The 25,606-nt window shown below is 72.9% G+C and carries 24 protein-coding genes; 5 read left to right on the forward strand and 19 right to left on the reverse strand.

Annotated elements, in window-relative coordinates; all coding sequences use genetic code 11:
• Window positions 1–66 precede the first annotated feature (66 nt).
• The 4 genes from ACFWW8_RS32710 to ACFWW8_RS32725 form a co-directional block, all read right to left on the reverse strand.
• Entirely contained in the window at window positions 67–1,047 is a 981-nt protein-coding gene (locus ACFWW8_RS32710; RefSeq protein WP_386534894.1) for a carbohydrate kinase family protein, read from the reverse strand.
• Window positions 1,048–1,144: 97 nt separating this feature from the next.
• Window positions 1,145–2,368: a methionine adenosyltransferase gene (gene metK, locus ACFWW8_RS32715; RefSeq protein ID WP_386534897.1), complete on the reverse strand. Its 1,224-nt coding sequence runs from the start codon at window positions 2,366–2,368 to the stop codon at window positions 1,145–1,147.
• Between the two features lie 38 nt (window positions 2,369–2,406).
• Window positions 2,407–4,590: a condensation domain-containing protein gene (locus tag ACFWW8_RS32720; protein ID WP_386534900.1), complete on the reverse strand. Its 2,184-nt coding sequence runs from the start codon at window positions 4,588–4,590 to the stop codon at window positions 2,407–2,409.
• Between the two features lie 507 nt (window positions 4,591–5,097).
• Window positions 5,098–6,561, reverse strand: a complete 1,464-nt coding sequence (locus ACFWW8_RS32725; protein ID WP_386534903.1) for a multicopper oxidase family protein — start codon at window positions 6,559–6,561, stop codon at window positions 5,098–5,100.
• A gap of 265 nt (window positions 6,562–6,826) precedes the next feature.
• Here ACFWW8_RS32725 and ACFWW8_RS32730 point away from each other — a divergent pair, with 265 nt between their 5' ends.
• From ACFWW8_RS32730 to ACFWW8_RS32740, 3 genes are all read left to right on the forward strand, one after another.
• Window positions 6,827–8,221, forward strand: a complete 1,395-nt coding sequence (locus tag ACFWW8_RS32730; protein WP_386534906.1) for a pyridoxal phosphate-dependent decarboxylase family protein — start codon at window positions 6,827–6,829, stop codon at window positions 8,219–8,221.
• A gap of 225 nt (window positions 8,222–8,446) precedes the next feature.
• Window positions 8,447–9,064 carry a hypothetical protein gene (locus ACFWW8_RS32735; RefSeq protein ID WP_386534909.1) on the forward strand — a complete coding sequence of 206 codons (618 nt, stop codon included), beginning with the start codon at window positions 8,447–8,449 and terminating at the stop codon, window positions 9,062–9,064.
• Window positions 9,061–9,696: a DUF6875 domain-containing protein gene (locus ACFWW8_RS32740; RefSeq protein ID WP_267726623.1), complete on the forward strand. Its 636-nt coding sequence runs from the start codon at window positions 9,061–9,063 to the stop codon at window positions 9,694–9,696. The genes ACFWW8_RS32735 and ACFWW8_RS32740 overlap by 4 nt, the downstream gene beginning before the upstream one ends.
• A gap of 55 nt (window positions 9,697–9,751) precedes the next feature.
• On the opposite strand, the gene ACFWW8_RS32745 is transcribed toward ACFWW8_RS32740, so the two are convergent.
• The 12 genes from ACFWW8_RS32745 to ACFWW8_RS32800 all read right to left on the reverse strand — a co-directional run bounded on the left by ACFWW8_RS32745 (window position 9,752) and on the right by ACFWW8_RS32800 (window position 21,001).
• Window positions 9,752–10,615, reverse strand: coding sequence for an alpha/beta hydrolase (locus ACFWW8_RS32745; RefSeq protein WP_386534912.1), 864 nt, complete (start codon window positions 10,613–10,615; stop codon window positions 9,752–9,754).
• Window positions 10,612–11,334 (reverse strand): indole-3-glycerol-phosphate synthase, encoded by a 723-nt coding sequence (locus ACFWW8_RS32750; protein WP_386534915.1) that lies wholly within the window; start codon window positions 11,332–11,334, stop codon window positions 10,612–10,614. Before ACFWW8_RS32750 ends, ACFWW8_RS32745 begins: the two co-directional genes overlap by 4 nt.
• On the reverse strand, window positions 11,331–12,068 hold the full coding sequence (locus ACFWW8_RS32755; RefSeq protein ID WP_386534917.1) for an N-(5'-phosphoribosyl)anthranilate isomerase: 738 nt from the start codon (window positions 12,066–12,068) through the stop codon (window positions 11,331–11,333). The genes ACFWW8_RS32750 and ACFWW8_RS32755 overlap by 4 nt, the downstream gene beginning before the upstream one ends.
• Window positions 12,065–13,210 (reverse strand): acyl-CoA dehydrogenase family protein, encoded by a 1,146-nt coding sequence (locus ACFWW8_RS32760; RefSeq protein WP_386534920.1) that lies wholly within the window; start codon window positions 13,208–13,210, stop codon window positions 12,065–12,067. The genes ACFWW8_RS32755 and ACFWW8_RS32760 overlap by 4 nt, the downstream gene beginning before the upstream one ends.
• 60 nt (window positions 13,211–13,270) lie before the next feature.
• Window positions 13,271–13,645 (reverse strand): ectoine synthase, encoded by a 375-nt coding sequence (locus ACFWW8_RS32765; RefSeq protein ID WP_030390275.1) that lies wholly within the window; start codon window positions 13,643–13,645, stop codon window positions 13,271–13,273.
• Between the two features lie 88 nt (window positions 13,646–13,733).
• Entirely contained in the window at window positions 13,734–14,585 is an 852-nt protein-coding gene (gene trpA, locus ACFWW8_RS32770; RefSeq protein ID WP_386534923.1) for a tryptophan synthase subunit alpha, read from the reverse strand.
• Window positions 14,578–15,621, reverse strand: coding sequence for a hypothetical protein (locus ACFWW8_RS32775; RefSeq protein ID WP_386534926.1), 1,044 nt, complete (start codon window positions 15,619–15,621; stop codon window positions 14,578–14,580). The genes trpA and ACFWW8_RS32775 overlap by 8 nt, the downstream gene beginning before the upstream one ends.
• Before the next feature lie 227 nt (window positions 15,622–15,848).
• On the reverse strand, window positions 15,849–16,106 hold the full coding sequence (locus tag ACFWW8_RS32780; RefSeq protein ID WP_386534929.1) for a phosphopantetheine-binding protein: 258 nt from the start codon (window positions 16,104–16,106) through the stop codon (window positions 15,849–15,851).
• A gap of 11 nt (window positions 16,107–16,117) precedes the next feature.
• Window positions 16,118–17,644 carry an AMP-binding protein gene (locus ACFWW8_RS32785; RefSeq protein ID WP_386534932.1) on the reverse strand — a complete coding sequence of 509 codons (1,527 nt, stop codon included), beginning with the start codon at window positions 17,642–17,644 and terminating at the stop codon, window positions 16,118–16,120.
• Window positions 17,641–18,501, reverse strand: a complete 861-nt coding sequence (locus ACFWW8_RS32790; protein ID WP_386534933.1) for a MaoC/PaaZ C-terminal domain-containing protein — start codon at window positions 18,499–18,501, stop codon at window positions 17,641–17,643. Before ACFWW8_RS32790 ends, ACFWW8_RS32785 begins: the two co-directional genes overlap by 4 nt.
• Complete coding sequence (locus ACFWW8_RS32795) at window positions 18,498–19,751, reverse strand: beta-ketoacyl-[acyl-carrier-protein] synthase family protein (RefSeq protein WP_386534935.1); 1,254 nt, start codon at window positions 19,749–19,751, stop codon at window positions 18,498–18,500. Before ACFWW8_RS32795 ends, ACFWW8_RS32790 begins: the two co-directional genes overlap by 4 nt.
• Before the next feature lie 38 nt (window positions 19,752–19,789).
• Window positions 19,790–21,001, reverse strand: coding sequence for an aminotransferase class I/II-fold pyridoxal phosphate-dependent enzyme (locus ACFWW8_RS32800; protein WP_386534938.1), 1,212 nt, complete (start codon window positions 20,999–21,001; stop codon window positions 19,790–19,792).
• 316 nt (window positions 21,002–21,317) lie between these two features.
• On the opposite strand from ACFWW8_RS32800, the gene ACFWW8_RS32805 reads away from it, so the two are divergent.
• Window positions 21,318–22,220, forward strand: coding sequence for a BTAD domain-containing putative transcriptional regulator (locus ACFWW8_RS32805; RefSeq protein WP_386534941.1), 903 nt, complete (start codon window positions 21,318–21,320; stop codon window positions 22,218–22,220).
• Window positions 22,221–22,498: 278 nt separating this feature from the next.
• Here ACFWW8_RS32805 and ACFWW8_RS32810 read toward each other — a convergent pair whose 3' ends face one another.
• From ACFWW8_RS32810 to ACFWW8_RS32820, 3 genes are read right to left on the reverse strand one after another with little or no spacing between them, the layout of a single operon-like run.
• Window positions 22,499–23,251, reverse strand: coding sequence for an SDR family NAD(P)-dependent oxidoreductase (locus ACFWW8_RS32810; protein ID WP_386534943.1), 753 nt, complete (start codon window positions 23,249–23,251; stop codon window positions 22,499–22,501).
• The gene (locus ACFWW8_RS32815) at window positions 23,248–24,234 is read right to left on the reverse strand and encodes a 3-oxoacyl-ACP synthase III family protein (protein ID WP_267727166.1); all 987 of its coding nucleotides are present in this window, start codon (window positions 24,232–24,234) and stop codon (window positions 23,248–23,250) included. The genes ACFWW8_RS32810 and ACFWW8_RS32815 overlap by 4 nt, the downstream gene beginning before the upstream one ends.
• A gap of 11 nt (window positions 24,235–24,245) precedes the next feature.
• On the reverse strand, window positions 24,246–24,500 hold the full coding sequence (locus ACFWW8_RS32820) for a hypothetical protein (protein WP_030390264.1): 255 nt from the start codon (window positions 24,498–24,500) through the stop codon (window positions 24,246–24,248).
• A gap of 204 nt (window positions 24,501–24,704) precedes the next feature.
• Here ACFWW8_RS32820 and ACFWW8_RS32825 point away from each other — a divergent pair, with 204 nt between their 5' ends.
• Window positions 24,705–25,598: a class I SAM-dependent methyltransferase gene (locus ACFWW8_RS32825; protein ID WP_386534947.1), complete on the forward strand. Its 894-nt coding sequence runs from the start codon at window positions 24,705–24,707 to the stop codon at window positions 25,596–25,598.
• Window positions 25,599–25,606: the final 8 nt, after the last annotated feature.

The following is a 25,606-nucleotide window of genomic DNA, read 5'->3' on the forward strand; positions in this document are numbered from 1 at the left end:
CGGCCACCACCACACGAGTGGCAAGAGCCTCACGGAGGGCGTCGGCCCGGGTCTGCGCGTTCGTGGTCATGCCGGCTGTCCCAGCTTCGGTTCCAGCAGGGCGGCCGACTGCTCCCCGTACACCGTGCGGACGGTGTCCAGGAGCCGGCCGGGGTCGATCTCGTACGCCTGCGAGCCGACGGCCGCCAGGGCCAGGGCCGATATCGCGCAGCCGAGCTGGGCGGCGGTCTCCAGCGGCAGTCCCCAGCTGACGGCGGCCAGGAACCCGGAGCGGAAGGCGTCGCCGACGCCGGTGGGGTCCTCGACGCGGGCGTCGGGGACGGCGGGGACGGTGAGGGCCGGCCGGTCCCGGGCGTCGATGCGGACGCCCTGCGCGCCCAGGGTGGTGACCCAGGTCCCGACGCGGCCCAGGACGTCGTCGCGGCTCCACCCGGTGCGTTCCAGGAGCAGCGCGGACTCGTACTCGTTGGTGAACAGCCAGCGGGCGCCGGTGACCAGGCCGCGGACCTCCTCGCCGGTGAGGCGGGCGAGCTGCTGCGAGGGGTCGGCGGCGAAGGGGATGCCCAGTTCCCGGGCCTGTTCGGTGTGGCGGACCATCGCGCCCGGGTCGTTGGGCGAGATCAGGACCAGGTCGAGGGGGGTGCGGGCGTGCAGGGCGCCGAGGTCGATGCGGCCGGACTCGGCCATCGCGCCCGCGTAGAAGGAGGCGATCTGGTTGGTGTCCCGGTCGGTCATGCACATGAAGCGGGCGGTCTGGTGCTCGGTGGAGACGTGCACCGCGCCGGTGTCGACGCCGTGTTCCTTGAGCCAGACCTCGTACTCGGCGAAGTCGGGGCCGACGGCGCCCGCGAGGACGGGCTCCAGGCGCAGGCCGCCGAGACCGTAGGCGATGTTGGCCGCTACTCCGCCCCGCCGCACCTCGAGGGTGTCGACGAGGAAGGACAGCGAGACGTGTTCCAGCTGGTCGGGGAGCAGCTGGTCGACGAACCGGCCCGGGAAGGCCATGAGGTGATCTGTGGCGATGGATCCGGTCACCGCGATACGCACGTGGACTCCTGTGAGCTGGACTGATGTCGGCGGGGCGGAGTGGAGCGGGGGCTGGGCGGGGGGCCCGCGGCCCGGGGGCCGCGGGGCGGGGGCGGCCTCAGGCGCTGGCGGCGGTCCGCAGGCGTTCGGCGCGGTCGGTGCGCTCCCAGGTGAAGTCGGGGAGCTCGCGGCCGAAGTGGCCGTAGGCGGCGGTCTGGGCGTAGATCGGCCGCAGCAGGTCCAGGTCGCGGATGATCGCGGCGGGGCGCAGGTCGAAGACCTCGGTGATGGCCCGCTCGATGCGGTCGGTGGGCACGGTGTGGGTGCCGAAGGTCTCGACGAACAGGCCGACCGGCTCGGCCTTGCCGATGGCGTACGCGACCTGGACCTCGCAGCGGGTGGCGAGGCCGGCGGCGACGACGTTCTTGGCGACCCAGCGCATCGCGTAGGCGGCGGAGCGGTCGACCTTGGAGGGGTCCTTGCCGGAGAAGGCGCCGCCGCCGTGGCGGGCCATGCCGCCGTAGGTGTCGATGATGATCTTGCGGCCGGTGAGGCCGGCGTCGCCCATCGGGCCGCCGATCTCGAAGCGGCCGGTCGGGTTCACGAGCAGGCGGTAGCCCTCGGTCTCCAGCTTGATGCCGTCCTCGGCGAGGCGGCGCAGGGTGTGCTCGACGACGATCTCCCGGATGTCCGGGGCCAGCAGCGCCTCCAGGTCGATGTCGGCGGCGTGCTGCGTGGAGACGACGACGGTGTCCAGGCGGACGGCCTGGTCGCCGTCGTACTCGATGGTGACCTGGGTCTTGCCGTCGGGGCGCAGGTAGGGGATGGTCCCGTTCTTGCGGACCTCGGACAGGCGGCGGGCGAGCCGGTGCGCGAGGTGGATGGGGAGCGGCATGAGCTCGGGGGTCTCGTCGCAGGCGTAGCCGAACATCAGGCCTTGGTCGCCGGCGCCCTGCTGGTCGAGGGCGTCGCCCTCCTCGGCGCGGTCGGTGCCCTCGACGCGCTTCTCGTAGGCGGTGTCGACGCCCTGCGCGATGTCCGGGGACTGCGCGCCGATGGACACCGACACGCCGCAGGAGGCGCCGTCGAAGCCCTTGGCGGAGGAGTCGTAGCCGATTTCGAGGATCTTGGCGCGGACGAGCTGGGCGATGGGCGCGTAGGCCTGGGTGGTGACTTCGCCGGCTATGTGGACGAGGCCGGTGGTGATGAGGGTCTCCACGGCCACGCGCGACGTCGGGTCCTCGCTGAGCAGTGCGTCGAGGATCGTGTCGCTGATCTGGTCGGCGATCTTGTCGGGGTGGCCCTCGGTCACGGATTCCGAGGTGAACAGGCGGCGGGACATGTCACTCCTGGTGGTTGGTGGACGGGTTGTGGGGGCGGTCAGGGTCGGGCGGTGGCGGCCGCGGCCGTCTCCAGGGTCCGGGCGAGGGCCCGGACGGGGTCGGGGCCGCCGGTGGCGGCGGGTGCGGCGGCGCCGATCACGACGAGGGGCGGGTGCCAGCCGTGCGAGGCGATGCGTTCGGCGACTTCGCAGGCGAGGGTGCCCGCGCCGGTGAACCCGCCGAGCAGGAGCGGTTCGCCGCGGGCGAGGGCGGGCCGGAGCGCGGCCAGTGCGGTCCGCGCGTCGGCGGGGGGCCGCAGGGTGGCCAGCGCCTGCGGGCCGGGGTAGGCCGCGGCGAGCGCGTCGTAGCAGCCGGGGGGCGCCTCGGGCGGCGGGAGCAGGCAGATCGTGCCGGCTCCGGCGCGGGCGGCGGCGCGCAGGATGCGCAGGGTGCGGGCCGCGGGCGGGGTGGCGCGGGGTACGGGGCTGCCGCCGTCGGCGGCGAGCAGGGTCAGGGCGTCGGCGACGGTGGCGGGTTCCCGTACGGCGCGGGGCAGTTCGCGCAGCATGCGGGCGGTCCGGGCGAGGGTTTCGGCCGCGTCGGCGTCGCTGACGCGGGCGCGGTCGTGGACGGCGGTGAGGACGAGTCCGCCCTCGGCGTCGTGGTGCGCGGTGACGGCGAACGGCACCGCGGTGTGCGCGGCGACGGCTTCGGCGGGTCCGACGTGGACGCCTTCGGCGGCGAGCTCGGCGTGGACGGGGTCGCGGGCGGGCCCGGCGGCCCCGGCGTGTGCTTCGAAGACGATGAGGGACTCGGGAAGGGCCGCCTCCGCGGGCACTCCGTCGCAGGCCGGTACGCCGACCGGTACTCCGGCCGGTACTCCGACCGGTGCGCCGGCCGGTTCGCCGGCGGCTGGGCTCTGCGGGGAAGCGCCGGCGGGGGGCGGGGTGGGGGCCGGGGCGGGGCGGGACCAGTGGGTCGACTGGGTCGGGGCGATCCATTCGTAGGACGAGGCGTTCAGGGCCTGGGTCGTCAGGTCGGCCAGGAGCCGGGTCAGCGGGGCGGCCGGGTCGATCCGGACGTGGAGGGGGACGGCGCTGCGCAGCGGTCCGGGGAGGCGGTCGGCTCCGGGGAGGGGGATGCCGCGGCCCGAGACCGCGGCCGCGAAGGCGACCGTACGGGGGTGCGGGGCGGCGTGGTGGAGCTGGAGGGCCCAGACGGCGTGCAGGGCGGTGCTCTCCGTCGCGCCGCGGTCGGCGGCCCAGTTGCGCAGGCGCAGTGCCTCGTACGGGGTGAGCCGGCGGCGGGTGCGTCCGTGTCCGCGGCGGGCGGGCCGGTCGGGCGGGGCGAGCGGCAGGCGGGCCGCGCCGGCGGGGATCGGGGCGCGGGACCAGTGGGCCCGGGCGGGTTGCGGGTCCTGGCCGGCGGTCCACCGCAGGTGGTCGCGGATGTCGGGGCGCCGGCCGCGGCCGGCGGGGCGGCCGTCGGCGAGGTAGGCGCGGTACAGGGCGCGTTGGAGCAGGCGGGCGCTCCAGCCGTCGAGGAGTGCCTGGTGGTACGTCAGCAGGACGCGGTGGACCCGGTTCGGTTCTTCCAGCAGGGCGATCCGCAGGGCCGCGCCGGGCCGGTACAGGTCGAACTCGCGCATGCGTTCGCTCAGCAGCAGGGCGTGCCAGTCGGCGCTGCCGCGGGCGTGGCGTTCCAGTTGGGGTACGGCGTGGGGGTGGACGGCGATCAGGGGGCCGGTGCCGGGTGCGGGGGGTGCGGCCAGGGCGGTGCGCAGGGCCGCTTCGCCGTCGTAGAGGGTCTGCCAGGCGGCCGTGAACCGCCGGGCGTCCAGGGGGCCGTGCCAGCGCCAGTGGAGCTGTTCCACGTGGAGGCCGGCGCCGGGGTGGGTCATCGCGTCCAGCAGTGCGTGGTGTTGCAGGGGGGTGGCGGGCAGTGCGGTGCGGGGTCCGGGGGCGGCGGGGCGGCGGGCGGGGGGCGCCGGGTGTTCCGGGGTGCTGCGGGGGTGTCCGGCGGGGGCGCCGGTCAGCAGGTCGGACAGGCGGCCGGTGGGGAAGGGCGGCGGGGGCAGGGTGAGGGTGTGGTGGTGCGGGGTGTGCCGGTGCAGGGTCGGTGTGCACGGCGGGAGCGTGGCGAGGGCGGCCCTGAGCGCGGTGGGTGTGAGCGGGCCGTGGAGGTCGAGGGAGGGCGGGGGGCCGGGGGTGACGACCACGGTCATGGCCACGGTGGCGGCCATCGCTTCCCTCCTCTTCCCTTTCGGCATCCGGTTCCTGAGTGGTGAGTTGCGGGTGGTGGGTGCGGGTTCGGTTCGGTGGTGGGTGCGGGTGCGGTGGCTCGGGCGGTGGGGCGGGTGTCCGGGCCTTCCGGGGCGGTGGTGGATCGCGCCGCGCGGGCGGCGCCGGGTCCCGGTGGACTCGATGATCGCCCCCGGTGCCCTAGGACGGCCAGAAACCCGCTTGAGGACGGTCGCGCCGCCGGGGCGGGGCGCGGGTTCGGGGCGGGCGGGGTGGAGGGGTCCGGCCTGCCTCCTGGGGTCGTGGTGCGGATGGTGGGGCGGTGCGGTGGTGCTCGGACCCATGCGGGGACTCGTGGGGGACACGGCCGGACATGGTCTGTTGTCGAGGATCCTTCCGTTCGTTCCTCGGCTCGTCCTTGAGCGCGCGTCGAGCGGGGGCGGGCCGCTCCTCCCCCGCTCCCGCGGCCCGCCCGCTCCGCCCGGGCCGGCGGCGCGGCCGGGCCGGCGTCAGCGGATGCGGAAGTTGGCCATCATGCCCATCGCGGAGTGGTCCAGCAGGTGGCAGTGGTAGACGTACGTCCCGCGGTAGGTGTCGAAGGTGACGTGCAGTTTGACGCTCTCGCCGGGGAAGAGGCGGACGGTGTCCTTGGGTCCGGATTCGGCCGGTCCCGCGGGGGCGCCGTTGCGTTCCAGGACGCGGAACTGGACCAGGTGCATGTGGAAGTTGTGCGGGGCGAGCTTGTTGGTGTTGGTGACGGTCCAGATCTCCGAGCTGCCGTGCGCGACGGTCTGGTCGATGCGCTGGTAGTCCCACACCTGGCCGTCCATGAACCCCCGCGGCTCCTGGCGGCCGTCCTCGTCCATGCTGAGGACGATGGAGCGCTGGACGGTGGCCGGGCGCAGGGCCGGCAGGGTGCGCAGGTGGCCGGGTATCCGGCTGGGGTCGGGGGCGGTCCGTACGACGTCGAAGCGCAGGATCTTGCCGACCTGGTCGGGGGTGCCGGGGCCCAGGGTGTTCTCCAGGACGATCTTCGTGCCGACCGGGTAGCGGGAGAAGTCGATGACGACGTCGGCGCGTTCGGCCGGGGACAGGGCGACGGTGTCGGTGGTGAAGGGGCGCTCCAGCAGTCCGCCGTCGGTGCCGATCTGGGTGAGGGGGCTGCCGTCGGCGAGGCGGAGCTGGAAGAAGCGCATGTTGGAGGAGTTCAGGAGCCGGAAGCGGTACTTGCGGGCGGCGACTTCGAAGTAGGGGCTGGGGCGGCCGTTGGCGAGGACGGTGGTGCGGCCGAAGACGTCGTCCATGACGTAGACGAGCTGTCCGCTCTCGTCGAAGCGGGCGTCGCGCAGGGCGATGGGGACTTCGTACTGGCCGGCGGGGAGCGGCAGGGACCGTTCGGTGTCGTCCGAGAGGAGGTAGGTCGCGGACAGGCCGCGGAAGACGTGTTCGGACTCCATGTGGTGGGCGTGGTCGTGGAACCAGAGGCCGGCGCCGGCCTGCTGGTTGGGGTAGGTGTAGGTCCGCGAGGTGTTCGGCGCGAAGGTGTCCATCGGGCCGCCGTCGTTGTCCGGGGAGACGTTGCCGCCGTGCAGGTGGACGGAGACGGGCATGGTGAGGGTGTTGCGGTGGCGGATGACGACCTTGCGGCCGCTGCGGGCGCGCAGGACCGGTCCGGGGAAGTGGCCGTCGTAGGTGAGGACCTTGGTCTGTGCTCCGGGGATGATCTCCCGGGCCACTTCCTTGATGGTGACGGCGTACGTGTCCTGGCCGCCCAGGGTGGAGACCGGCGCGAGGACGGGGGTGAGGGGCATCCGTACGGTGAAGGGCGGCGGGAGGGTGACCGGCTGCGTGCCGGCGGGGGCGGTGGCCTGCGCGGAGCCGGTGCTGAGCAGCGGTGTCAGTCCTCCGGTGGTGAGCAGACCCGCGCCGGTCGCGGCGATGGCGCCGCTGAGCAGGCTGCGTCTGGTGACCATGGGGTGTCCTCCTGGGATGGGGCGGGGCGGGTGCGCGCGGGCGCCCGGGGCGGGCCGGTGCCGCGGGCGGCCGGCGGTGGAAGGCTCCACGCGGGTGTCGGGCCGCGAGTGCACCAGATGCGGCTTGCGCACGGCTTGAGCCGGGGTGGTGTGCGGGGTGCGGCGTTGCGCGGGCCTTGCGGGGGCTGGGCAACGCTCCTCGTGCGTACGTACGACCGCGTACGCGCGACTCGCGCCGCCCCCGGGCGGTGCTGGGGAGGCTCCCGTGGACCTGCACGACCTGCACGACTTACGCGACTGGCTGCCGCGCGCGCTGGGGGTGGCGGAGCGGTGGGGCGGGCAGTTCGGCCCGTACGAGTCCCATGGGGCGCACCGGGTCCGTCCGGAGGCGTTCACCGAGGCCTTCGACCGTCTCGCGAAGCGGATGGACCACAACTATCCGTTCTTCCACCCGCGTTACGCCGGACAGATGGTCAAGCCGCCGCATCCGGCGGCCGTCACCGGCTATCTGACCGCGATGCTGTTCAACCCGAACAACCATGCCGCCGAGGGCGGTCCCGCGACCACGGAGATGGAGCGGGAGGCGGTCGCCGAGCTGGCCGGCATGTTCGGTCTGGCGTCGCACGTCGGGCACCTGACGACGAGCGGCACGATGGCGAACCTGGAGGCCCTGTACGTCGCCCGGCAGGTGCACCCGGACCGCGGGGTGGCCTACGGCTCCGAGTGCCACTACACGCACGAGCGGATGTGCCACGTGCTGGGCATGGAGGGTCACCGGATCCCGGCGGACGCCCGCGGGCGGATCGACCTGGGCGCGCTGGAAGGTGCGCTGCGGGGCGGGCGGATCGGCACGGTGGTGGTGACGACGGGCACGACGGGGCTGGGGGCGGTGGACCCGGTCCACGAGGTGCTGGCGCTGGCGCGCCGCTACGGGGCGCGGGTGCACGTCGACGCTGCGTACGGGGGGTTCTACGCGATCCTGGGGCGGGCGGGTGCCGGGGGTCTGGACGCGGCCCCGTGGCGGGCGATCGCCGAGTGCGACTCGGTGGTGGTGGACCCGCACAAGCAGGGGTTGCAGCCGTACGGCTGCGGGGCGGTGCTGTTCCCCGATCCGCGGGCCGGGCGGCACTTCGCGCACGATTCGCCGTACACGTACTTCACCGATGCGGAGCTGCACCTGGGCGAGATCAGCCTGGAGTGCTCGCGTGCGGGGGCGGCGGCGGCCGGGCTGTGGCTGACGCTGCAGCTGCTGCCGCTGACGGTGGACGGGTTCGGGCGGATCCTGGCCGCGAACCGGCGGGCGGCGCTGCGGTGGGCGGATCTGCTGGAGGACTCGGACGTGCTCCGGCTGTACCAGCGGCCGGACCTGGACATCGTGACGTACTTCCCGGTGACAGCCGGCGGTTCGCTGTCCTCGATCGACGCGGCCAGTGACCGGCTGCTGCGCGACGGGATGACGGCGGAGTCGGATCCGGTGTTCCTGAGCGTGCTGCGGGCGGACGCCGACGCGTTCGCCGTGCGCCATCCGGGTGTGGTGCGGGACGCGGAGGCGGCGCGGGTGGTGCGCAGCGTCCTGATCAAGCCGGAGTCGGAGCACTACCTGCCGGTGCTGCACGCCCGGGTGGCGGAGCTGGCCGCGCTGGGCCGCATCCCGGCCTGATCCGCTCCGCCCCGGCCTGACCCGGTCCGCGCTCCGTCCGCCCGGCGGCCCTGCCCCTGCCCCTGACTCTGTCCCGGCCCTGCCCTGCCCCTGGTGCTCGCCCGGCTCTTCCCCCTCCCCCGGTTCTTCCCGTTCCGTTCCTTCTCCCCGGCTCCTCCCCCGGCTCTGCACTTCTCCCGTCCCGTGCCCTGTTCCCTCTCCCTCTGTCGACCTGGAGGTCCTGCCTTGTCCCCGACCGCGCCGCCCCCGACGCCGACCGATCCGCCCGCCGCGAGCCGGCTGGGCCGACCGGAGGCCGACCGCCTGTGCGCCCTGCTGGCGTCCTCGTTCCAGGAGGACGCCCTGACCCGCTGGATGATCCCCGACGAGCAGCGCAGAGCCGAGCTGCTGCCGGGGTTCTTCCGGGTGTTCGTCGATCTGTCCGCCGCCTACGACGGAGTCCTCACCAGTCCCGACGGTGACGCGGTCCTGCTGTTCCTGCCGCCCGGTGCGGAGCCCGACGAGGCCGCGCTGGACGCGGCGTTCGCCGCGGCCCTGGGCGGGCACGTGGAGGGGCTGCGGACCATCGCCGCCCTCCAGGCGCGGGCCCACCCGCACGCCCCGCACTACTACGTGTCGTTCGGGGCGGTCCGCGCCGGCCGCCAGCAGTCCGGTCTGATGTCCGCACTGCTGGGCGTGATGGCGGACCGTGCGGATGCCGAGGGTGTCGGCCTGTACACCGAGGCGAGCTCGCCGGGTGGTGAGGCCGCGACCCGGCGGGCCGGTTTCGGCCGCCTCGGCGGGGACCTGGCCCTGCCCGGCGGCGGGCCCGTCCTTCGACCGATGTGGAGGGATCCCCGATGAGGGGCGACGACCTGATCCGTTCCTGGACCACCGGAGAGGTGGCCCGGGGCGAAGTCCCGGCGGACGCCCTGGGCCCGCTGCTGCAGGTGCTGCTGTGGAGCCGGGACTTCCTGGTGTCCAGCCATCCCGAGCTGGGCCGTACCGGCCCGGTGTGCCCGTACACCCAGCCCTCGCTGCGCAAGGAGCTGTTCCATCTGGCGCTGCCGTCCGCGGACTGCGACAACTTGGCGCTGGCGGTCGACTCGCTGCGCACCCGGCACGCGGCCCTGTCGGAGCCGTTGTCGCCGGAGGACCGCGAGCTGCTGACGATCCTGCTGGTTCTTCCCGGGTTCGATCCGACGGACTCGGTGGAGCTGGACGAGCTGCAGCGCAAGGCGAAGGACGAGTTCGTGGCGGAGGGGCTGATGATCGGGCAGTTCCATCCGGTGTGCGAGGAGCCGGGCCTGTACAACGAGGCGTTCCGGCCGCTGCGGGCGCCGCTGCCGCTGCTGGCGGTCCGCAAGCTGCTGGTGTTCGACCTCCCGTTCCTGGTGGGTGACGATTCCCATCTGGACCACTACCTGCAGCGTTTCGCGCCGGGGATCCCGTCGCGGATCCGGGATCAGCTGGTGAGCCGGGTGGTGGCGGTCTGACCGCTCCCCCGGCCCGGTGACCGGCGGCTGACCGCACCCGCTCCACGGGGTGCGGTCAGTCGTGTTGGGGGGTCCGGTGGGCCGGGGTGGCGGGGGTGAGGCAGGTGTCCAGGAAGGCCAGGGCGCGCTGGTGGTAGGTGTCGGCGGTGTGGCCCAGGCTGATGTTGTGGCCGGCGGCGGGCAGGTGGTCGACGGTGACGGACGGGGCCCGGGTGAGGCGGGAGGTCATCGCCGTGAGGGTGGTGTCGTCCAGGTGCCACCAGGCCTCGTGTTCGGCGAAGGTGAGGCGGACGGGGATGCGGACGTCGGGGGCGAGGGTTTCGAACTGGCGGGGCCAGTGGATGGTTTCCGCCGCTTCGCGGGGCGGGGTCGGGGCGAGGAGGGTGCGGCTGGCCTGGAAGGTGCCGCGGGGGTAGAGGTTCAGGGGGCCCCAGTTGAGTTTGGTGGCGCCGCCGCCCAGCGTGGAGGGGAAGTGCAGGGCCTGGGGGTCGTACTGGTAGCCGGTGCCGGAGGTGTCCAGTCCGAGCAGGGGCAGGGCGCCGGCGGTGGCTGCGGTGTGGAGGGCGACCTTGCCGCCGTCGGAGTGGCCCAGGAGGTGGAATCCGGCGCCGGTGTCGTGGGTGCGGGCGTGTTCCTTGAGGGCGGCGTGCAGGGTTTCGGCCTGTTCGGCGAGGGTCTGGCCGTCGGGCAGGTGGGCGGCGGAGGCGCCGTAGCCGGGGCGGTCCACGGCCAGGACGGCGTGGCCGGCGGCGGTGGCGAGGGGGATGAAGGAGTTCCAGTACGCCGCCCGCATGCCCCGGCCGTGGATGGCGAGGATGGTGGAGCGGGGCGGGGTGGTGTGGGGGAGCGCCAGGAGCGCCGACAGTTCGATGCCCGCCGCGTGGAGGGTGTGGGCGCGGACGGTGTGGGGGCGGGTCACCGTACGGCCAGCTCTCGGCGGGCGCCGGCCATCGCGTCGATCCACTGGGCGGGTGATCCGGTGCGCAGCAGGGAGGTGCCGACGAGCAGGCCGCGGAAGCCGGCGTCGAGGAGTCCGGCGGCGGTGGCGGGGCTGTCGATGCCGCTGGCGCTGACGGGGCAGGCGGTGCCCGCGCTCTGGAGGGCGGGGAGGAGGTCGAGGGAGCGGCCGAGGTCGCCGGCGCCGCGTTCGCGGGTCTTGATGTCCTTGTTGTTGACGGCGATCACGCACTCCTGGGGGTGGTGGACGGAGGCGAGTTCGGATTCCTGGGTGATCTCGACGAAGGGGGTCAGGCCGGTGCGCAGGCATTCGGTGACCAGGGTGCGCATGCTGGATGCGGGCAGGAGGGCGGCGGTGAGCAGGACGGCGGAGGCGCCGAGTTCGCGGGCGGTGTGGATCTGGTCCTTGCGGGTGATGAAGTCCTTCTGGAGGATCGGGAGGTCGGTGAGGGCGGCGACGTCGCGCAGGAGGGCGGGTGAGCCGCCGAACCAGCGGCCGGTGACGACGGAGACGCACGGGGCGCCGGCGGTTTCGTAGGCGCCGACGATCGCGGCGGGGGTGCGGCCGCCGAGCATGTCGTAGCCGTGGGCGTCGCGTCGTTTGACCTCCATCACCACGGGGGCCGGGGAGGCCAGGAGGGCCTCGAGAAAAGGGAAGCCGGTCCGGTTCTGCTTGGTCATCGCGACAGCTCCAGCGGGGGGTGGTCGGGGGCGGGGGCGGTGCCGGTGCGCCAGGCGCGGGCGAGGGCGGTGATCTCGGGGACGCCGAAGGCGCCGGTGGTGTGGTCGCGGGCGGCGGTGTCGACGTCGATGCCGCGGTAGCCGGGGTGGCGCACGATGTCCTCGTAGGCGGGGCGGTGGGTCGGGGTGAGGCCGCCGGCCAGGAGGAAGGGGCGGGTCAGGCGGGGCAGGAGGGCGGTCAGGCGGGCCGGGTCCAGGGTGCGGCCGGTGCTGCCGATGCGGCCGTCGCCGGTGGCGGTGTCGAGGAGGAAGAGGTCGGTGCCGGCGCGGTCGTAGGCGCCGATCAGGGGGCGTTCGACGCAGCCGCCGTCTTCCTGGACGTGGAGGACCTTGACGATTCCGGTGTCCGGGGGGAGGGCTTCGCGCAGGGCCCGTACGGTGGCGGGGGGCTGGTAGGCGTGGAGTTGGACCCAGCCGGCGCCGGTGGCCCGCACGAGGTGGGCGAGGTGGGCGGCGTCGGCGAGGAAGGTCACCAGGACCGGGAGGAGGCCGGCCGAACGGGCCGCCGCCGCGAGGGCGGCGACCGCGTTCGGTTCCAGCTCGGACGGGCCGCCGGGTACGCCGTGCCAGAGGCCGACGCAGTCCGCCCCGGCGGCCGCGGCCGCCTCGATGTCGTGCGGGGTGGTGGCCCCGCAGACCTTCAGCAGTGTCCGGGACAGGGGGTGTGTGCTCACTTGCCGAGTCCCAGGGTGGAGGCGATGCGGTTGTACTGGATCTCGTTGGATCCGGAGTAGATCGTGCCGCCGACGGCGTTGCGCACGTCCTGCTCCAGTCCGGATTCCGACATGTAGCCGTGGCCGCCGAAGATCTGTACGGCGGTGAGGCTGGTGGCGAGGTTGGACTCGCTGGTGACGATCTTGGCGATGGCGAGGTCGGCGGTGATGTTCTCGCCGGCCTCCAGTTTCTCGCCGGTGTCGTAGAGCCATTTGCGGGCGGTTTCCAGCTGGATCTTCGTGTCGACGATCTTGTTGGCGATCGTCTGGTACGAACCGATCGCCCTTCCGAAGGAGGTGCGGGTCTTGGCGTAGTCGACGCAGCGTTGCAGCCGGTGTTGCATTTCGCCCACGTTGACGATGAAGGAGAGGAGGATCTCCCGCTTCATCACGTGGTCCAGGACCATGAATCCTCCGCCGACGCGGCCCAGGACAGCGGTTCTGGGGACCCGTACGTCGTCGAAGAACAGCTCGCTGAGCGGTGAGGTCCGCAGGCCCATCTTCTTGATGGGGCGGCCGGCGCTCACTCCGGGGGTGTTGCGGTCCACCAGGAAGGCGGTGGTGCCCAGGGGGCCTCCGTCCGGGTGGGTGCGGGCGTAGACGACGATGACGTCGGCGACCGGTCCGTTGGTGACGAAGACCTTGCTGCCGTTGATGACGAAGTCGTCTCCGTCGCGGACGGCCCTGGTGCCCATCGCCATGGCGTCCGATCCGCCCTCGGCCTCGGTGATGGCGTGGGCGCCGATCGCCTCGCCGGAGCAGATCTGGGGCAGGTAGCGCTCTTTCTGTTCGACGGTGCCGAACTGCTGGACGGGGATGCCGGTGGAGCAGATGGAGGTGGTGACCGAGAAGCTCAGGCCGGCGTCGCGGTTGTACTCGCCGAGGCCTTCCAGGACGTACATGGTGGTGAGGAGGGACTGGCCGAGGCCTCCGTAGTCCTCGTGGAAGGGCAGTGAGAGGATTCCGGTCTTCTGGACGAGCTTCCACTTGTCCTCGGAGAAGGCGGACTGCTCGTCGAGTTCGATGTGGTCTGCGCTGAGTGCGTCTCCCCACCGCTCCAGGCCTTCGCGCAGATCTGCCTGGTCGGCGTTCCAACGGATCACGACGGACCCCTTTTGTGTCGGTTGCTGGCGGGTTGGCGGCGCCGGGGCGCCGGGGGGGGCTCAGTAGGCGGAGGAGCTGTGGGCGTCGAGGCTGTGGACCTCGTCGCCGCGCAGGGCCGGCGAGAAGACGCAGACCAGGCGCAGGTCCTCGTGGGGGCTGGCGACGAGGTAGTGGGCGTCGTGCTGGTCGAGGGCGTACATGCGGCCCGGGACGATCTCGTGCGAGGTGCCGTCGAGTTCGATGACCTCGCCGGAGCCCTCGATGCAGTAGCAGGCCTCGAGGTGGTTGACGTACTCCAGGCGGGACTTGGTGCCGGCCAGGACGGTGGTGTCGGTGAGCGAGTAGCCCAGGCCGTCCTCGGCGAGGAGGAAGCGGCGGCTGAGGCCGTTGCCCCACTCGACGGTCTTCACGGACTCGATGTCGCGAACGATCATGGCGGTCTCCCGGTGTGAGGTGGTGCGCGGATGTTCCGGATGAGGGGTGGAGCTCCTGGGTGGTGCGGGTGGGGCGTGTGCGGGTGGGTCAGGAGGGGTGGTGCGGTGTGGGGGGCAGGACCGAGCGGACGAAGGCGCGGAAGGCTTCGGTCACGTCGTGGCCGGCTTCCTGGGCGCGTTCGACGGCGGCGACGGCGGCGGAGCCGATGATCGCGGCGTCGGCGCCGGAGGCGCCGACGGCCTGGACGTCCTGCCGTGTGCTGACCCCGAAGCCGACGGCGATCGGGGAGGCGGTGTGGGCCCGCAGGGCGGTGACGGCCTGGGCGAGTTGGGCGTGGCCGGCGGCGGGTGCGGTCCCGCTGCGTCCGTAGTGGGCGACGAGGTAGAGGTAGGCGGAGGCGTGTGCGGCGGCCTGGGCCTGGGTGTCGGGCGGGCTCTTGGTGTAGCAGGTGGTGACGACGGGCAGTCCTGCGGCGGCGGCGGTCTCCAGGTGGCTGTGGCGCAGTCGCGGGGGCAGGGCATGGATGAGGAGTCCGTCGGCGCCGGCGGCGGCGATGTCGCGGGTGGCGTCGGCGAGGTCGCGGTGTTTGAGGGAGTGGCTCCAGTCGGCGAGGAGCGCGATCCGCAGGTGGGCCAGGTGGGGCCGTACGTCGGCGATGAAGGCCAGTACGTCGTCCAGGCCGGCGCCGCCGCGGTCCAGGGCGCGGCGTGCCGAGCGCTGGATGACGGGGCCGTCGGTGACGGAGTCGGGGAAGGGGACGGCGAGTTCGAGGCAGTCGACCTTCTCCTGGTCGAGCATGAGGACCAGGTCGCGCAGGACGGGCAGGGGCGGGTCGCCGGCGTTGAGGAAGAGGGCGAGTCCGGGTCCCTGGCCGGGGGTGCGCCGGGGGAAGAAGGGGGCGGGGGCCGTCGTGACGGCGGGGGCGGTGGTGTCAGGCACGGGCTGCCGCCAGGGTGCGGGGGGCCGGGGTGGCGGCGAGGCGGCGGGCGAGGTCGTGGGCGGCGCCGGAGCGGACGGCGTCTTCGGCGAGCGAGACCGCGGAGGGCCAGTCGCGGCGGGTGCCGGCCGCGACGATGAGGGCGGCGGCGCCGAGGCTGACGGTGCGGGTGGCGACGCGGCCGGCGGTGCCGGCGAGGACGGAGCGGAAGTGCGCGGCGGCGGCGGTGGGGTCGGTGGCGGGGCGCAGGTCGCCGAAGGAGCCGTCGGCGGGGGTGAGTTCGCCGGGGCGGATGGTGCGGGTGAGGCCGGTTTCGGTGTGGATGGTGTTGGTGGCGAAGGGCAGGAGTTCGTCGGCTCCGGTGTCGTTGGTGGCGAGCCAGATGCGGCGGGTGGTGGTGGTCGCGGCGAGTTCGCGCAGGGTGTCCAGGGGGGCGGCTGCGGAGACGCCGGTGAGTTGGGCGCTGACGGGGAGCTCGGCGAGGAAGGGGCCCAGTGCGTTGAGGAACCGGCCGAAGGGCTTCATGCTCAGCGGGGCGGTGGTGCGGGCGAGGCGGGTGAGCTGGGTGGGGTAGACGTACGGTCCGGCGAAGGCGATGCCGTGGGCGGCGAGGGTGTCCTCGGTCTGGGTGTGGGAGGAGGTGAGGCGGATGCCGAGCCGTTCCAGGAGGTCGACGGAGCCCAGCGAGCTGGTGTAGGCGCGGGAGCCGGTCTTGACGACGCTGACGCCGGCGGCGGCGGCGACGAACGCCGAGGCGGTGGAGATGTTGAAGGTGCGGGGTCCGCCGCCGGTGCCGACGACGTTGACGGTGTTCTCCCAGGGGGTGGTGGCCTGGGGGGCGGGCCTGCGCTCGGCGAGGGAGTCCAGGAGGTGGCGCAGGGTCTGGTGGTCGGGCAGCCGGCTGGTCAGGGAGGCCAGCAGGGCGAGGACCTGGGCCCGGTCGAGGCTGCCGTCGCCGAGCTGGTCCCACCAGGACCGCCAGGCCTCCCGGCCGACCGGGGCCTGCTGTTCCAGCAGGGTGGTGAGTGCGTCGTGCACGGTCGCTCTCCGTCTCGTCTGCGTCGGGATGGTGCGGGGTGGTGCGGTGGTTCTGGGGGGTGTCGTCGAAGTCGTTCCGTACGCCCGGAGGGCGGGCCGTGCGGTGTCCGGTGCGTGCGCTCGCACGGCGGAGGGTCGCCCGTGTACCGGATGTACGCGGGTGTCCGACAACGCGGCGGGCGTGCGTGCCGGGCGCCGCACGGCAGGAGCGGGGGTGACGACACCCCCTAGGCGGCCGCCGTGCGGCGGGAGTCGGCGATGAAGGCGTCGATGGCCTCGACGCTGCGGAAGTTGTTGGGGTCCAGGTCGGCGTCGCCGATGGCGAGTTCGAAGCGGTCCTCGACCCAGGCGATGAGCTTGAGGACGCCCAGGCTGTCGATGACGCCGTCGTTGAGGAGGTCGTGGTCGACGGCGAGTTCGCCGGCCGGGGTGCCGGGGAGGAACTCGGTGATGACGAAGTTCTTGATGGTGGTGACGTTGCTCATGGCTGGTTCCTTCAGGTGAGGGGTGCGGCGGGTGCGGTGGTGGAGGTGAGCTGGTCGAGGCGGTCGAGGGCTTTGCGGTCGACTTTCCCGGTGGCGGTCTTGGGCAGGGGGGTGTCGGTGAGGGTGAGCTGGTGGGGTACGGCGGCCCGGGGCAGGTGGCGGGCGCAGTGGGTGCGCAGCTGCAGGCCGGTGAGGGTGGAGCCGGGGGCGCGTTGGACGCCGGCGATGAGTTTGCGGCCGGCGATGGGGTCGGGCAGGGCGGCGACGCCGGCTTCCAGGACGTCGGGGTGTTCCTGCAGGACGCGTTCGATCTCGGCGGTGTTGACGGCGACTCCGCGGACCTTGACCTGGAAGTCGGTGCGTCCGGTCAGGTGCAGGGTGCCGGTGGCGTCGCGGCGTACGAGGTCGCCGGTGCGGAACCAGCGGCGGTCGTCGAGGCCGAGGGGGTGGGCGGTGAGCTTGTCGGCGTGGCGGGTGCGGTCGAGGTAGCCGCGGGTCTGGAAGGGGGTGGAGACGTAGAGCTCTCCGCTGCCGGGTCCTTCGACGGGGCGGCGGGTGTCGGGGTCCAGGACCAGGGCGTGGACTCCGGGCAGGGGGCGGCCGATGGGGACGGGCGGGAAGGGGGTGGTGGTGGTGTCGAGTTCGTGGATGAAGCTGTCGTTGGTCTCGGTGCAGCCGTAGATGTTGTGGATGCGGGCGGTGGGGAAGAGGACGGGCAGGGCGGCGAGGGTGCGGTCGGGGATGGCGTCGCCGGTGAACATGACGTGGTCGACGCCGGGGAAGGTGTCGGCGGTCTTGGCGGCGGCGTCCTGGAGGAGTCCGAAGGCCATCGGGACGGCCTGGACGATGTCGACGTCGTGGCGCAGGACCAGGTCGCGCAGGTGGCGGCCGTGGGCGGCGAGGGCGGGGTCGACGAGGACGACGCGTCCGCCGCGGGCCAGGGTGGTCCACACGTCCAGGAGGCACAGGTCGAAGTTGAGGGGGGCGTAGTTCAGGACGGTGCGGCCGGGGCCGATGTCGAAGGCGTGGCCGGCCCAGCGGGTGAAGCGGTCGACGGCGTCCAGGCCCAGCGGGACGATCTTGGGGAGGCTGGTGGAGCCGGAGGTGGTGAGCATCAGGGCCGTGTCGGCGGCCTCGTCGGCGGGGAGCGGCTGGGCGGGGGTGTGGGGGCTGGGGGCGAGGCGGGCGGGTTGGCCGCCGGGGGCCAGGACGTGGGTGACGCCGGCCTGGGCGAAGAGGTCGGCCAGGAGGGTGTCGGCGAGGGCGGGTGAGGGCAGGAGCAGCGGCCGGTGGGCGAGGAGGCAGGCCAGGACGAGGGCGACGGTGGCCGGGGACTTGTCGGCGAGGATGCCGACGGGGGTGTGCGGGGGCAGGCTGAGGCGGGCGAGGCGTTCGCGTTCGCGGCCGGCGAGTTCGTAGAGGTCGCGGTAGGTGGTCTCCTCGCCGTTGAAGAGGAGCGCGGTGGCGTGGGGGCGGTCGCGGACCTGGGTGAGGAATCCGCCGAGGAGGCCGAGTTCGACGGCCGGGGTGGTGGTCACGGGTGGTCGCCTCCCTGACGGTTGGCGGGCTGGTCGAGTTCGATCCAGCCGCTCTTGACGGCGGTGCCGGCGGGGGTCTTGCAGGTGAAGCGGATGACGCGGGCGCGGGCGTCGGGCTGGAGGGTGATCTCCAGGGGGACGTCGGGGGGTACGGGGGCGGAGAAGCGGCAGCCGAGGCCGCGGACGCGGGCGGAGTCGGCGTCCGCGAAGCGGTCGGCGGCCTCTTCGACGGCGAGGGCGACGACGCTCATGCCGTGGGCGATGACGGTGTCGAAGCCGGCGGCGCGGGCGGCGCGGGCGTCGAGGTGGATGGGGTTGAGGTCGCCGGAGGCGTGGGCGTAGGTGCTGATCCAGTCGGTGGTCAGGGTGTGTACGGCGCTGTGGGGGGTGCCGGTGCCGTCGGGGGCGGGGGCGGCGGGGGTGCCGCCGGTGATGTCGCCGAAGGGTTCGAGGGTGGTGGCGCCGACGAGGAGGGCGGAGATGAGGAGTTCGGCGAAGGGTTCGGGGCCGTCCTCTCCGGTGAGGCGGATCCTGAGGGCGATGCGGGCGCCGCGGGGTTCCTTGCGGATGCCGGCGACGTCGAGGCGGGCGGTGACCTCTTCGCCGGGGCGGACCGGGCGCTGGGTGCGGATGTCCTGGCCGAGGTGGACCACGGAGACGGGTCCGGGTTCGCCGGCGGTGAGGGCGGCGACGGTCTGTTCGGCGAGGGTGTGGGCCAGGACGAAGGTGTGGACGGGCGAGGCCTGGCCGGGGCGGGCGGTGGGCAGGCCGCTGCGGGCGGCGCCGCGGTAGTCGGTGATCTGCGGTTCGGTGACGGTCAGGGTGCGGACCGGGGAGGGGAGCGTGAGGAGCGTCATGCGGGGACCACCACCACGGAGGAGTTGTGGCCGCCGAACCCGAAGGAGTTCGTGATCGCCGGTCCGGGGCGCACGGCGCGGGGGGCGCCGTGGACGACGTCGATGTGCATTCCTGGCTCCTGCTGTTCGTGGTTGGCGGTGGGGGGCACCTCGCAGTGCCGCATGGCCTGCACGGTGGCGATGAGTTCGACGGCGCCGGCGGCGCCGATGAGGTGGCCGATGACCGACTTGGGTGCGGTGACGGGGGGCTGGGCGGTGCCGAAGACCTTGGTGAGGGCGGCGGCTTCGGAGCGGTCGTTGTGGGGGGTGGAGGTGCCGTGGGCGTTGACGTGGACGATGTCGTGGGCGTCGAGTCCGGCGTCGGCGATGGCGCCGGCCATGGCGGCGGCGGCGCCCGCGCCGTCGGGCAGCGGCATGGCGAGGTGGTGGGCGTCGGCGGTGGCGGCGTATCCGGCGACCAGGCCGTAGGTGGTGGCGCCGCGGGCGCGGGCGTCGTCCAGGCGTTCCAGGACGACGAATCCGGCGCCCTCCCCCATGACGAATCCGTCGCGGTCCTTGTCGAAGGGGCGCGAGGCGTGTTCGGGGTCGTCGTTGCGCAAGGAGACGGCGTTGAGGTTGCCGAAGCCGGCCAGGGTGACGGGGGTGAGGGTGTGTTCGGCGCCGCCGGCGATGACGAGGTCGGCGCGGTGGGTCTGCAGCAGCATCAGGGCGTGGCCGATGGCGTCGGCGCCGCTGGCGCAGGTGTTGGCGACGGTCAGGGCGGGGCCGGTCCAGCCGAGGCGGATGGCGATGTGCGCGGCGGCCGCGTTGGGCATCGTCATCAGCGGCATCAGCGGGTTGACGCGGGCGGGGCCGCCTTCGGTGAAGTGGGCGGACTCCAGGTCGCTGGTGGCGCGGCCGCCGACCGCGTTGCCGACGACGATGGCGGTGCGGCCGGCTTCGGCGGTGGGTGAGCCCGCGTCGCGGTGGGCGGCCAGGGCCGCGGCGGTGCCGTAGTGGGCGAAGGGGTCCATCCGGCGGGCTTCCTTGGCGGGGACGAGGCCGGCGAGGCCGTCCAGGCCGCGGACGCGGCAGCCGATGCGGACGCGGTGGCGGCTGAGGTCGAAGTGGGTGAGGGTGGCGGCGGTGGACCGGCCGGCCCGCAGCGTGTCCCACAGGTCGTCGGGGGTGCACCCGCCGGGGGTGACCACGCCCATGCCGGTGATGGCTACGGGCGGCCGCGCCGAACTGCCCCTGGACGGTCCAGGCATGTGTGCTCCCTTGGGTGGGTGGGGTCGTCGTGGGGGCGTCAGATGATGCGGCACTCGCGTGCCGACTTGATGAAGGCCTCGGCGGCGAACTCGAGGTCGGCCTTGGTGTGGGCGGCGGTGATGGCGATGCGCAGCCGGGCCAGGTCGTTGGGGACGGCCGGGGTGACGACGGGGAGCCCGATGACGCCGTTCTTGCGGCAGACGGTGGCGTAGTCGTAGGCGGCGGTGTCGGAGCCGGCGATGACGGGGACGACGGCGGTCTCGCTGTCGACGGTGCTGATGCCGGCGTCGTGGAGGGTGGTGCGGAAGCGCTCGGACTCGCGCTGGATGAACTCCACGCGCTCCGGCTCGCGCTGCAGGATGCGCAGGGACTCCAGGGCGGCGGCGGACTGGGCGGGGCCCAGGGCGGCGGAGAAGAGGAAGGGGCGGGCGGCGTACTTGAGGTGGTGGATGAGTTCGGCGGAGCCGGCGACCCAGCCGCCCATGGAGGGGATGGCCTTGGAGAGGGTGCCGAGTTTGACGTCGACCCTCACCTCGTAGTCGAAGTGCTCCTCGATGCCCTTGCCGGTGGCGCCGATGACGCCGAGGGCGTGGGCCTCGTCGACCATCAGGAGGGCGTTGTGAGCGTCGCAGACCTTGCGCAGGTCGACGAGGGGGGCGATGTCGCCGTCCATGGAGTAGACGCTGTCGACGATGACGAGGCGGACGCCGGTGTCGGGGGCGGCGGCCAGGCGGCGCTCCAGGTGGGCGACGTCGTTGTGGCGGAAGCGGGTGACGGTGGCTCCGGAGAGCTTGCAGCCGTCGACGATGCTGGCGTGGTCGTACTTGTCGATGAAGACGGTGTCGCCGGGGCCCACCAGGGCGCCGACGGTGCCGACGTTCGCGGCGTAGCCGGAGCCGAAGACGAGGGCCTGCTGGCGGCCGGCGAACTTGGCGACCTCGGCCTCCAGTTCCTCGTGGAGGGGGGTGGAGCCGGCGAGGGCGCGCACTCCGTGGTTGCCGGTGCCGTAGCGGTCGACGGCGGCCTTGGCGGCCGAGACGACGCGTTCGTCGCCGGCCAGGCCGAGGTAGCTGTAGCCGGACATCATGAGGAGGCGCTGGCCGTCCTGGTCCGCGTAGGCGGAGTCGCGCTCGACGGTGTAGGCGACGAAGCTGTTCTTGCGGTTGGGCTCGTACTCCAGGGATTGGACGCGGTCCCTGAAGTAGGCCAGCTTCGGCTCGAGTCGGCTCCAGGCAGCGGATGCGTTCACGTTCTTCTCCTCGTTCGCGATCGTCCGGCGGACCCGGAACTCCATCTGTACTCCGCCGTTGTTCCGGCGGGGCTCTAGTGGAATTCCATTAAGGCTCGTGGGGCGCAATAGCGGCGCAAGAGCGGGGCCACAGTGGAACCACAGCGGGGCTACAGCCGTGCTCGAAGAGGCAAAGGGATCGCCCGGGCCCGGGGTTTCATTCGCGGGGAAATGTTTGCCGACCGCTGTTGACATGCGGAGACGGCCCGCCGGTATCCTCTGAATCGCACGAACTAGGGGGACACGGCCGGAAGCCGACCGTTTCGGAGAGTGCATAGTGCTGATCAGACTGATAGGTCTTGTCACGATCGAGCCGGACGGAGCACCGCCGCGGCACCTCTCCAGCGCCCAGGCGCAGGTGGCGTTCGCCCGGCTTCTGATCGAGCGCAACGGGGGGACGGACCGCGACCAGCTGGCCGAGACCGTGTGGCCCGAGGGGCTGCCGGACACCTGGGCGTCGGCGCTGCGGAGCCTGGTGAGCCGGGTGCGTACGTTCGTCTCGACGCCGCAGGACCAGCCGGGGGTGATTCCGCTGGTCGCGCAGAGCGGCCGGTACCTGCTGCGGGTCCCGCAGGACGCGGCCGTGGACGTGGAGTGCGCGGAGATCGCGGTGGCGGAGGCGTCGGAGGCGTACGCGGAGGGCGCCTTCGCGGTGGCCCAGCAGCTGGCGGCCGGCGCGGTGTCGAACCTGCGCGGCTCGTTCCTGCCCTCGCACGAGGGCGAGTGGGTCAACGCGATGCGCGAGCAGCTGGAGGAGTTGCGGCTGAAGGCGCTGGAGACGGCGAGCCTGGCGTCCTCGGCGCTGGGTGACGAGCACCACGCGCTGCGGTACGCGGAGGAGGCGGTGCGCCGGGCGCCGTTTAGGGAGAGCGCCTACCGCTGCCGGATGGCGGCGCACACGCGGGCCGGGAACCGGGCGGAGGCGCTGCGCAGTTACCAGCAGCTGAGGGAGGTCCTGGCGGAGGAGCTGGGCATCGATCCGGCTCCGGAGACGGAGGCGGCGTACCTGGAGCTGCTGCGCACGCCGGAGCCGCGGCCGGCGCTGCGGTCGTTCACGTGTCTGGACCCGGTGCTGATGGGGGTGTTCGAGGTGGACCACCGGGCGCCGGCGCCGCGGCCGTGCTCGCTGGCGGACCACGGGTGCGTGACGCACCCGGTGCGCTCCTCCCCCGCCGCCTGAGCGGTCCTACGGGTGGGGCCGCCGCCGCGGATTGCGCGGCGGCGGCCTTCGCGCGCCCGGACGCGGGTGCGGGCCGGGGCGGCGGGGCCGGCGGGCGGCTGCCGGGGCCGGCCTGCCTCTGCGCCGGCGGGCCCGTATGCGGGCATGCCCGTACGTCCGTACGCCCGTACGCCCGTACGCCGGTGCGGTACGGGCGGTACGGGCGGTACGGGCCGGGGCGTGGGGCGGCCCCGGCCTCCCTGGGGGGTGGGGGGCCGGGGCCGGGGGTGCGGCGGGGGTCAGGTGATGGACACGCCGCTGTCGATGCTGATGACCTGGCCGGTCATGCAGTCCTGGTCGAGGAAGAGGCCGGCGCTGCGGGCGACCTCCTCGACGGTGACGAAGCGGGGGATGGGGGCCTTGTCCTCCATGCCCTCGATCACCCGGTCCGGGAGGGTGTTCGTCATGCCGGTGATCATGAAGCCGGGTGACAGCGCGTTCACCGTCACCCCGCGCCGGCCGCACTCCGCGGCGAGGGTGCGGGTGAAGCCGATGAGGCCCGCCTTGGACGCCGAGTAGGCGGTCTGGCCGGCGGTGGCGATGATGCCGGAGGGCGACACGATGTTGATCACCCGGCCCCACCGCTGGCGCAGCATGTAGGGCACCGAGGCGCGGGCGGTGTGGAACGAGCCGATGAGGTTGGTCTGGATGACCTGCGCCCAGTCGGCGGGGTTCTGCATCGCCATGAGGCTGTCCTTGCGGATGGCCCCGTTGTTGACGAGGACGTCCACCGGACCGAGTTCGGCGGAGATCTGCTCGTAGAGGGCCTGGGTGGCCTCCCACGAGCCGACGTCGCCGGTGACCAGCGCCGAGGGGTTGGACAGCTTTTCCCGGACGGCCTCGGCGGCCTCCCTGGAGCTGTTGTAGTGGACGGCGACCCGGCAGCCCAGCGCGTCCAGTTCCAGTGCCAGGGCCTGGCCGAGGCCGCCCGACGCGCCGGTGACCAGGGCGACCGGGGAGTCCGGGCGCCGGCCGGTGCTCTTCTTGCTCATGCGGCGACACCGCCCCATTCCATGAGGATCGAACCCCAGGTCATGCCGGCTCCGAAGCCGGCCAGCAGGACCTTGTCACCGGCCTTGATGCGGCCCTCTTCGAGGGCTTCGGTCAGCGCGATGGGGATCGACGCCGAGGCCGTGTTGCCGTACTTCTGGAGGTTGGTGATCAGAGCCTCCTGCCGCAGCCCGGTGTGCGAGAGGATCGAGTTGATGATCCTGATGTTCGCCTGGTGGGGTACGACGTGGTCGATGTCGGCCGCGTCGACCTTGGCGCTCTCCAGCGTCTCGCGGACGGTGCGCACGGTGTAGCGGACGGCGTTGAGGTAGATCTCGTTGCCGTTGATCTGCGCGTAGTGCAGGCCCGCGTCCAGGGTCTCCTGGGTGGTGGGCATCCGGCTGCCGCCGGCGAGGACCTTCAGGGAGCCGGTGCAGGCGCCGTCGGCGCCCAGGTTCCACGCCTTGACGCGGTTCTCGGGGCCGGGCTGGAGGACGACGGCGCCCGCGCCGTCGCCGACGAGGATGGACAGGTCCCGGTCGGCCGGGTTGGCCGTCAGGGTGTGGGTGTCGGATCCGATGAGCAGGATCGGCCGGGGGTCGATGGCGATGAGGGCCATCGCGGACACCAGCCCGTAGACGAATCCCGCGCACTCGGAGTTGACGTCGTGTGCGCTCCCGGAGATGCCCAGTTCGTGGTGGACGAACGCGGACGTCGCCGGGGACGGCTGCTCGGGTGTGGCGGTCGCCACGATGAGGTGGGCGATGTCGGCGCCGGTCAGGCCCGCTTTGTCCAGCGCGCGCCGGCCGGCCTCGACGGCCAGGGAGGCGGTGGTCTGCCCCGGGTTGACCGCCCGCCGCTCGCGGATGCCGCAGCGGCTGACGACCCAGTGCTCGTCGACGCCGAAGCGCGTCGCGAGCTCGGCACTGGTGACGACGCGTTCGGGTACGGACATGCCCCACCCGGTGATGTCGAAGCCGGTCACGTCACCCCTCGCTACGCCTGAGCCGGGACGAGGTCGACGATCTTCGCGTACACGTCGCGCAGGGTCGTCGTGTCGTCGAGGTCGGCGAAGAGGGACTCGTCGGCCGGGATGTGCGGGTACTGGTTCTGGAATCCGTACAGCCACTCCATCAGGTCAAGCGAGTCGACGTCCGCGATGTGCTGGAGCGGGGCGTCGGGGCTGACCTCCGCGGCACCCGAAACGGCCTCGAGCTGGCTCGCCAGTTCTTCGATGGTGGGCAGCGACATGGGGTCGGTCCTCTCTCGGCAATGCAACTCGGCAGTGCGTGTCTGGTTTCGATAGCGATGAAATAGCCGCCCCCGCAAGGAAGGCGCAACACGGGCTGCTGTCTTGAATGCGGTCCGTCTTGCGCGGGCCTTGCGGGGCATCGGGTTTCCTCGGACGCGAATAAGGAAATACGGCCCGCCGGACACGCAGGAAAGAGGATCAGGATGACAACGGTCGCCCCCAAGTCGGTGGACCCCGAGGTCGATGCGATCAGGCACCACTACGAGGTCAGCAACGATTTCTACCGGCTCCTGCTGGGCCCCTCGATGATGTATTCCGGCGGTTACTGGGAGCCCGGCGAGGACCTCAACGCCGCGCTCGACGAGGCGCAGTACCGCAAGCTCGACAAGTTCGCCGAGCTCGCAGGCGTCAGCCCGGCCACCGGGCGCGTCCTGGACATCGGCTGCGGCTGGGGCACGATGCTCAACCGCCTGACCACCGTGCACGGTGCGGGGCAGGCCGTGGGCCTGACGCTGTCGCGGACCCAGGAGGCGTTCATCGCCGGCCTGGACAACCCGCGGATCACCACGCTGGTGCAGAGCTGGGCGGACTACAAGGTCGCCGACGACAGCGAGAAGTACGACGCGGCGTTCTGCATCAACGCGCTGGAGCACTTCGTGTCCTCCAACCTGCCGCCGAAGGAGCGCACCAAGCGCTACCGGTTCTTCTTCCAGCAGGTCGCCAACGCCCTGAACCCGGGTGCGAAGTTCGTGCTGCACACGATGACGGCCGAGGCGCTGCCGATGACGCGCGGGCTGCTGGACGACCTGAAGTTCCTGCAGCGTTCGGAGTTCGAGGGGTGCCACATCCCGCACCTGAGCGAGCTGAGTGCGGCGGCGGAGGGTCTCTTCGAGATCGACGAGATCGTCAACGAGCGCGAGTCGTTCGCGATGGCGTGCCGGGCGTGGCTGGTGCTGCTGGCCGAGCGCCGGGACGAGGCCGTGGCCCTGGAGGGCGAGGAGGTCGTCTCGCGGTTCGAGCGCTACCTGGACATCTTCGCGTACACCCTCGAAGACAAGTTCTTCAACAACTTCCGCGTCACCATCACGCGCCGCTAAGGAGCCAG

The organism is Streptomyces sp. NPDC058701, assembly GCF_042715295.1.
Taxonomy (GTDB): domain Bacteria; phylum Actinomycetota; class Actinomycetes; order Streptomycetales; family Streptomycetaceae; genus Streptomyces.

What these genes read in the sequence shown, in the direction of transcription:
- metK (WP_386534897.1), bottom strand. Translation starts at nt 2,368, where the DNA reads ATGTCCCGCCGCCTGTTCACCTCGGAATCCGTGACCGAGGGCCACCCC.
- ACFWW8_RS32720 (WP_386534900.1), bottom strand. Translation starts at nt 4,590, where the DNA reads ATGGCCGCCACCGTGGCCATGACCGTGGTCGTCACCCCCGGCCCCCCG.
- ACFWW8_RS32725 (WP_386534903.1), bottom strand. Translation starts at nt 6,561, where the DNA reads ATGGTCACCAGACGCAGCCTGCTCAGCGGCGCCATCGCCGCGACCGGC.
- ACFWW8_RS32740 (WP_267726623.1), top strand. Translation starts at nt 9,061, where the DNA reads ATGAGGGGCGACGACCTGATCCGTTCCTGGACCACCGGAGAGGTGGCC.
- ACFWW8_RS32750 (WP_386534915.1), bottom strand. Translation starts at nt 11,334, where the DNA reads ATGACCAAGCAGAACCGGACCGGCTTCCCTTTTCTCGAGGCCCTCCTG.
- ACFWW8_RS32765 (WP_030390275.1), bottom strand. Translation starts at nt 13,645, where the DNA reads ATGATCGTTCGCGACATCGAGTCCGTGAAGACCGTCGAGTGGGGCAAC.
- ACFWW8_RS32780 (WP_386534929.1), bottom strand. Translation starts at nt 16,106, where the DNA reads ATGAGCAACGTCACCACCATCAAGAACTTCGTCATCACCGAGTTCCTC.
- ACFWW8_RS32790 (WP_386534933.1), bottom strand. Translation starts at nt 18,501, where the DNA reads ATGACGCTCCTCACGCTCCCCTCCCCGGTCCGCACCCTGACCGTCACC.
- ACFWW8_RS32795 (WP_386534935.1), bottom strand. Translation starts at nt 19,751, where the DNA reads ATGCCTGGACCGTCCAGGGGCAGTTCGGCGCGGCCGCCCGTAGCCATC.
- ACFWW8_RS32810 (WP_386534943.1), bottom strand. Translation starts at nt 23,251, where the DNA reads ATGAGCAAGAAGAGCACCGGCCGGCGCCCGGACTCCCCGGTCGCCCTG.
- ACFWW8_RS32820 (WP_030390264.1), bottom strand. Translation starts at nt 24,500, where the DNA reads ATGTCGCTGCCCACCATCGAAGAACTGGCGAGCCAGCTCGAGGCCGTT.
- ACFWW8_RS32825 (WP_386534947.1), top strand. Translation starts at nt 24,705, where the DNA reads ATGACAACGGTCGCCCCCAAGTCGGTGGACCCCGAGGTCGATGCGATC.